Raw genomic sequence first — 6,688 nt, forward strand, 5'->3', positions numbered from 1 at the left:
CGCGGGCGAAGTGGCGCGGATGCAGATCAATGGTGATCAGCTTGGCGAGAAGCTCGCGCACCGCGCTGCCGCGCAGGGTGAGGACAGTGTTGTAGTCGCTGACATCTACCACCTGATGCTGATAGAGCGTCAGCGCCTGCGACAGATCCTGCGAGATCCCGGCTGCGGCATCGGGCGCGGCGAGAATCGCCCATTCATCCGGGCCGAGCCAGAGCACGGCGCAGCGGCGCCCCAGATCGGCATGGCCAGCGCGGATCGGCAGAATGCGCCCCGTCACCGCCTGGAGCGGCGCAGCGAGGTGGATCGGTGCGGCGCGCACGCTCACGATCCCGCGAAAGGCGTCTTCCGCGAGATGGGCGAAATCGCCGGCATGGAGGGGCTCGCGATGAGCCAGCGGGGAAACACGGCGCTCGTCGATCATGATGCGTCCTTCAGGCCTGCGAGGAAATCGGAGCCGGTAATCGTGGCGGGAACGGGCTCGGCGTCGCGGCGGGCGACATGGATGCGCTCACCCATGCGCCCATGCCCACCGGCGATGAGGGCGAGGGCGATCGAGTGTCCGAGATTGGGGCTGAAATAGCTCGATGTGACATGCCCGATCATCGAGGTACGCGGGCTCTGTTCGCGGCCAGAGGCGATGATCTGGGAGCCTTCCGGGATGACGAAGGCGGGATCGGCGGTGATCAGCCCGACCAGTTGCAACCGGTCGTCGCGGGCGGTGTCGGAGCGGGTGAGCGAGCGCTTGCCGATGAAATCCGCATTCTTCTTCACCGCCCACCCCATGCCGAGATCAACCGGCGTCAGCGTGCCGTCGGTTTCCTGGCCGACGATGATGAAGCCTTTCTCGGCACGCAGCAGATGCATGCCCTCGGTGCCGTAGGGCGTGATGCCGTAGGGCGCGCCGCGCTCCATCAGGGTGCGCCAAAGCCAGAGCCCGTAGCTTGCCGGCACGTTGATCTCGTAGCTGATCTCGCCGGTGAAGGAGATGCGAAACACTCGCGCCGGCACCCCGTCGATATGCCCGGATGCATGGCTCATGAAGGGGAAGCGTTCGGGATCGGCATCGATATCGTCAAACAGATCCGCCGCGAGCTCCGGGGCGCGCGGCCCGCAGATCGAGGCGACGGCCCATTGTTCGGTGACAGATGTCATGAAGACTTCGAGTTCCGGCCATTCGGTCTGGTGATATTCCTCCAGCCAGGCGAGCACCCGCGCGGCGCCGCCCGTCGTCGTGGTCATATGGAAATGATCATCGCTGAGACAGGCCGTGACACCATCATCGAAGACCATGCCGTCCTCATTCGTCATCAGACCGTAACGACAGCGACCGGGTTCGAGTTTCATCCAGGCATTCGAGTAGATGCGGTTGAGGAAGGCACGGGCATCCTTGCCGCGGATGTCGATCTTGCCCAGTGTCGAGGCGTCGAGCACGCCGATGGCGTTGCGCGCCGCGCGGCATTCACGCTGAAGTGCCGCGTCGAACTCTTCGCCGTGGCACGGATAGACCCGCGCCCGCAGCCAGTCGCCGACGGCCTCGAATACGGCGCCGTTTGCCGCGTGCCAGTCATGCATCGGCGTGGTGCGGCGTGGATGGAACAGCGCACCGACATGCTGACCGGCCACGGCGCCGAAGCTGATCGGCTTCCAGGGCGGGCGGAAGGTGGTGACGCCGATCTCGCCGATCGGCTTGTCGAGCACGCCCGAGAGCACGCCGATGGCATTGACGCCCACGGTCTTGCCCTGATCGGTGCCCATCCCCGTCGTGGTATAGCGCTTGGCATGCTCGACCGCGCCGTAGCCCTCGCGCACGGCCAGATGCAGATCCTTGGCGGTGACGTCGTTCTGGTGATCGACGAAGGCGCGGATGCGCGATTTCGGACGGTTCGAGGGAAGCTCCCAGGCGGGCGCGACGCGGTAGGGCGGCACGCCGTCGCGCGTCTCATCGGCGGCGGGATCGGTTTCGCTTGCAATAAATCCCGCCGCTTGCGCAGCCGCGCGCCCGGCCTCCACGCCGCCGGATACGGCTTCCTCCAGCGAGAACGCCCCGGCACAGGCGCCGACCGGCACCACCGCCTGACGCGCCTCGTCCGGCACGAAGGCGGCGAGCGTCCCGTCATGGCGCAGACTGCCCCCCGATTGCGAAAACAGCGCCACATTCGGCGACCAGCCGCCGGAAACGCAGAGCAGATCGCAGGCGATCCGCTCGGGGTTGCCGGTCACGCCGCCAGCATCGAAAGCCGCGACATCGATGCTGCGGATGCGCCGGCGACCGCGCGTGGCGAGGATGGTCGCACCGAGCCTGACCGGAATCCCGCGCGCCTGCGCCGCATTGCGATGGGCGGGGGCGGGATCGGGCCTTGTGTCGATGATTGAGGCGATCCGCGCGCCCGCATCATGCAGATCGAAGGCGCTGCGCCAGGCATCGTCGTTATTGGCAAAGATCACGGCATTCTCGCCGGGGCGCACACCGTACCGATGCAGAAAGGTCCGTGCGGCAGAGGCCAGCATGATGCCGGGGCGGTCATTGCCGTTGAAGACGGGCGGGCGCTCGATCGCGCCGGTGGCGAGCACCACCTGCTGCGCGCGCACCCGCCACAGGCGATGGCGCGGCAGATGGCCCGCCTCGGACGGGGGCAGGTGATCGGTGCAATTCTCGAATAGCGTCACCCAGTTCTGGGCATAATAGCCCGAAGCGCTGGTGCGGGTGAGCAGGGTCACGTCAGCATGATTGGCGAGCTCTTCGAGCACCGCCGCGCGCCAGGCGCGCGGCGCGAGCCCCTCGATCAGCGCATCGCCCTCGGCCTCGGCGAGAATGCGCCCGCCGCAGACTGCGCTTTCCTCGGCGAGGATCACCCGCGCACCGGAGCGCGCCGCTTCACGCGCTGCCGCGAGCCCGGCGGGCCCGGATCCGATGACGAGCACTTCGCAATGGCGGTTCATATGCTCGTAGCGCGCCGGATCCGGCGCACTTGGCGCCGGGCCGAGCCCTGCCGCGCGGCGGATGAAGGGTTCGAAGACCATCCAGCTCCCCGGCGGGCCCATGAAGGTCTTGTAATAGAAACCCGCCGGCAGAAACCGGTGCATCAGGTCGTTGACGACGCCGATATCGAAACGCAGCGAGGGCCAGCAATTCTGGGGGAAGGCTTCGAGCCCGTCATGCAATTCCACTTCGGTGGCGCGCTGGTTGACCACCATCGTCGCCGGATCCGAGCCGATGCGCACCAGCGCCCCGGGATCCTCCGACCCGGCCCCGAGGATGCCGCGTGGGCGGTGATACTTGAAGCTGCGCGCCACGTGATGCACGCCGTTGGCGAGAAGCGCCGAGGCGAGCGTATCGCCGGCATGGCCCTGATAGCGCTTGCCGTCGAAGAAGAATGTGATCGGCTTCGTGCGGTCGATCAGATCGCCTTGGGCCAGGCGGTTTTGCGCGAGGCGTGCGGGCTGTGGGCTCATGGCCGGCCTCCGCCTGCGATTTCCGCCGCTGCTGCGGCGCCCTCTTCGACGGGCGCGCCTTCATCCCCGCCTTGCGTGACCGGCAGCGGCGGATTTTCGCCGATCACATAGGTGGTGACAAAGCGATCCGTCGCGGTATCGCGCAGGGCGTTGAACCAGCGCCGGCAGCCGGCGGAATGCACCCAGCGTTCGGCGAAGAGCCCCTTGGTATTGGTGCGCATGAAGACGTAGTCGGCCCATTGCGCATCGCTGATCGCATGCGGCTCGCGCGGGCGGGCGATATGCGCCTCGCCGCCATAGCCGAATTCGATCTGGTCGCGTTCGCCGCAATAGGGACAGCGGATGCGGAACATGACGCGCCTCCTTCAATGCGCCACGGCGGCGGCGCCGTGTTCGGCGACGAGCTTGCCGGTCGTGAAGCGCTCCAGCGAATAGGGCGCGGCGATGGCGTTGGGCTCGTCGCGGGCCACGAGATCGGCGAGCGCATGGCCCGAGGCCGGCGTCGCCTTCCAGCCGCCGGTGCCCCAGCCGCCGTTGATATAAAGCCCCTTCACCGGCGTCTTCGAGATGATCGGGCTGGCATCGGGGCAGATATCGACGATCCCGCCCCAGTGGCGCATCAGCTTGAGCCGCGAGAAGATCGGGAAGAGCTCCAGCACCGCGGCGATTTCCTCCTCGATCACCGGAAACGCCCCGCGCTGGGTATAGGAGAGATGCGCGTCGATCCCGGCGCCGATGACGAGCTCGCCCTTGTCCGACTGGCTGCAATAGGCATGCACCGCATTCGACATCACGACGCAGGGATTGACCGGCTTGATCGGCTCCGAGACGAGCGCCTGCAACGGATGGCTCTCGATCGGCAGCCGCAGGCCCGCCATGGCGCCGATCACGCTGGTATGGCCGGCCACGACGCTTGCGACCTTCGGCGTGCGGATGGTGCCGCGACTGGTCTCCAGCCCGGTGATGCGCCCGGCTTCGATCTTCAGCCCGGTCACCTCGCAATTCTGGATGATATCCACGCCCAGTTCATGCGCGGCGCGGGCATAGGCCCAGACCACGGCATCATGCCGATTGACACCGCCGGAACGCTGCAGGGTCGCGCCGATGACGGGATAGCGCGACGCGGGGCTCATATTGATGATCGGGCAGTATTCCGCCACCTGTTTCGCATCGAGCCATTCGGCCTCGACACCGTTGAGGCGGTTGGCCTCGACACGGCGCCTGAGCTGGCGCACCTCGTTGTCGTCATGGGCGAGATTGAGCACGCCGCGATGGCTCATCATGATGTTGAAATTGAGCTCACGCCCCAGCCCCTTCCAGAGCTGCAGGGCGTGATCGTAGATCGCGGCGCTGGCGTCATAGAGATAATTCGAGCGGATGATGGTGGTGTTGCGCGCCGCGTTGCCGCCGCCGAGCCAGCCCTTCTCGACGATGGCGATATTGGTAAGCCCGTGCTCCTTCGCAAGATACCAGGCGGTGGCGCAGCCATGACCGCCGCCGCCGATGATGACGGCGTCATAGGCGGATTTCGGCTCGGCCTCACGCCATGCCGGCTGCCAGCCCGTGTGGCCACGGAGCCCCTCGCGCAGCAACGACCATAAGGAATACCGTGTCATGCCGCCCTCGCTCGCCGGAGCCCCCCGCCATCAGCTCATCGCCCACGATAGCATTCGCCCTCGTCGTCAATCGCGCAAAGGCGACAGCTGCTTGCGCAGAAGCGACATCACGCGCCGACGAACCCGCGACATCACGCCTCCATGGCAAGGGCGTCGCCCGGCTCGCTCTCCAGCCCCGGCACGCGTGCGGCACGGGCGCGCTCGATCCGTGGCGCGTGGCCGAACAGTTCCGAGTAGCAGCGCGCGAAATGCGAGGCGGAGGTGAAACCGCAGGCCACCGCGATCTGCAAGATCGGCATCGTGGTCTGCAGGAGCAGCAGCCTTGCGCGCTGCAGGCGCAGTTCGAGATAATAGCGCGATGGCGTCTTGCCCATCTTCTCGCGAAACAGCCGCTCCAGCTGGCGCGGCGAGAGACCGGCATCGGTGGCAAGATTACGCAACGGCACCGGGCTTTCGATATAGGCCTCCATATGCGCGATCACGGCGAGCAGCTTGGGATGCGAAATGCCGGTCCGGTGCTGGACGGGCATGCGCTGGGTGTCGTGCGGATGGCGCACCAGATTGTGCAGCAACAGCTCCGCCACCGCGACGGCAAGCTCCTCGCCGTGATCGCGGGCGATGCCGTTGATCATCATGTCGAGGGGTGCGGTGCCACCCGAGCAGGTATAGCGGTCCCGGTCGATCTCGAACAGGGTTGCGGTGATCTTCAGCTCGGGAAATTCCTCGGCGAAGCCCTCCACATGCTCCCAGTGGATGGTGCAGTTGTAGCCGTCGAGCAGCCCGGCCCGTGCGAGCACGAGTGCGCCGGTGCAGACCGCGCCGAGCCCGACACCCATGCGTGACAGTTCCCGCAACCGCGCAAACAGCGCCTTGTCGCGGATGCGCTCGGCGCGCAGGCCCGCACAGACGAACAGGGTCGCGCCCGGCCCCGCATCGTCGAGACCGCCGGCAGGATGGACCACGACGCCGTTGCTGGCGGAGACGGGATCGCCGGTGAGAGAGAGGCTGCGCCAGGCATAGAGCGGCCTGCCGGAGAGCTGGTTGGCCGCGCGCAAGGGCTCGACCGAGGCGGTGAAGGCCATCATCGAGAATTCCGGCAAGAGCAGAAAGTCGATCATCCGCGTCTGATGGGCCGCCGGTATGCCGAACATCTTCGCCTCCTTCCCGCCGATTCCCGCCCTGCCTGATGATACCCGCCTCAAGTGAATCAGCAAGCCGCATCACGCAACGACTTGCCGACGACGGAAAGTATCACGAAAACGACACGCGTTTTCAATAAAAAGCATGGCAGTTTATGTCATCGCTCACGAAAAACGTGCCATCTGATACGTATATGCGACGTTTTCCGCGTATTCGCCGTCGTTGCCAGAGCATCACGGCGGCGCATTTGCATGCATGTTGACATCATCGGCTCCATCGTAGCGCGAGCAGGAAGCGAGGGTCATCATGGCAACGGAACATGCAACGGAATCAACGGGCCTCGAGCAGCCCGTCATGCAGGGCGCCGCGATCGAGGGCTTCGAGCCCACTGACGCGCATATCCCGACCCTGATGCGCAACGTCGCGGGTCATTGCGAGAGCGTCGATCAATCCGACCGGCGCGTCCCGATCAACCTGCG

At 66.2% G+C, this 6,688-nt stretch carries 5 protein-coding genes; all 5 read right to left on the reverse strand.

Annotated features, from left to right (window positions below; all coding sequences use genetic code 11):
• Window positions 1–421 (reverse strand): sarcosine oxidase subunit gamma family protein (locus VKP01_RS09470; protein WP_324411904.1); only part of this gene is annotated, 421 nt, incomplete at its 3' end.
• Window positions 418–3,453, reverse strand: a complete 3,036-nt coding sequence (locus VKP01_RS09475; protein ID WP_324411905.1) for a sarcosine oxidase subunit alpha family protein — start codon at window positions 3,451–3,453, stop codon at window positions 418–420. The genes VKP01_RS09470 and VKP01_RS09475, both read right to left, overlap by 4 nt.
• Window positions 3,450–3,806, reverse strand: a complete 357-nt coding sequence (locus tag VKP01_RS09480; RefSeq protein ID WP_324411906.1) for a sarcosine oxidase subunit delta — start codon at window positions 3,804–3,806, stop codon at window positions 3,450–3,452. Before VKP01_RS09480 ends, VKP01_RS09475 begins: the two co-directional genes overlap by 4 nt.
• A 12-nt stretch (window positions 3,807–3,818) precedes the next feature.
• Window positions 3,819–5,069 carry a sarcosine oxidase subunit beta family protein gene (locus VKP01_RS09485; RefSeq protein WP_324411907.1) on the reverse strand — a complete coding sequence of 417 codons (1,251 nt, stop codon included), beginning with the start codon at window positions 5,067–5,069 and terminating at the stop codon, window positions 3,819–3,821.
• 131 nt (window positions 5,070–5,200) lie between these two features.
• Complete coding sequence (locus VKP01_RS09490) at window positions 5,201–6,220, reverse strand: GlxA family transcriptional regulator (protein ID WP_324411908.1); 1,020 nt, start codon at window positions 6,218–6,220, stop codon at window positions 5,201–5,203.
• Between the last annotated feature and the right edge of the window lie 468 nt (window positions 6,221–6,688).

Source organism: Saliniramus sp., from assembly GCF_035311605.1.
In the GTDB taxonomy this organism is placed as follows: Bacteria; Pseudomonadota; Alphaproteobacteria; order Rhizobiales; family Beijerinckiaceae; genus Saliniramus.

Excerpts from the sequence above, each read along its gene's own strand:
- VKP01_RS09490 (WP_324411908.1), bottom strand. The coding sequence starts at position 6,220 with ATGTTCGGCATACCGGCGGCCCATCAGACGCGGATGATCGACTTTCTG.
- VKP01_RS09475 (WP_324411905.1), bottom strand. The coding sequence starts at position 3,453 with ATGAGCCCACAGCCCGCACGCCTCGCGCAAAACCGCCTGGCCCAAGGC.
- VKP01_RS09485 (WP_324411907.1), bottom strand. The coding sequence starts at position 5,069 with ATGACACGGTATTCCTTATGGTCGTTGCTGCGCGAGGGGCTCCGTGGC.
- VKP01_RS09480 (WP_324411906.1), bottom strand. The coding sequence starts at position 3,806 with ATGTTCCGCATCCGCTGTCCCTATTGCGGCGAACGCGACCAGATCGAA.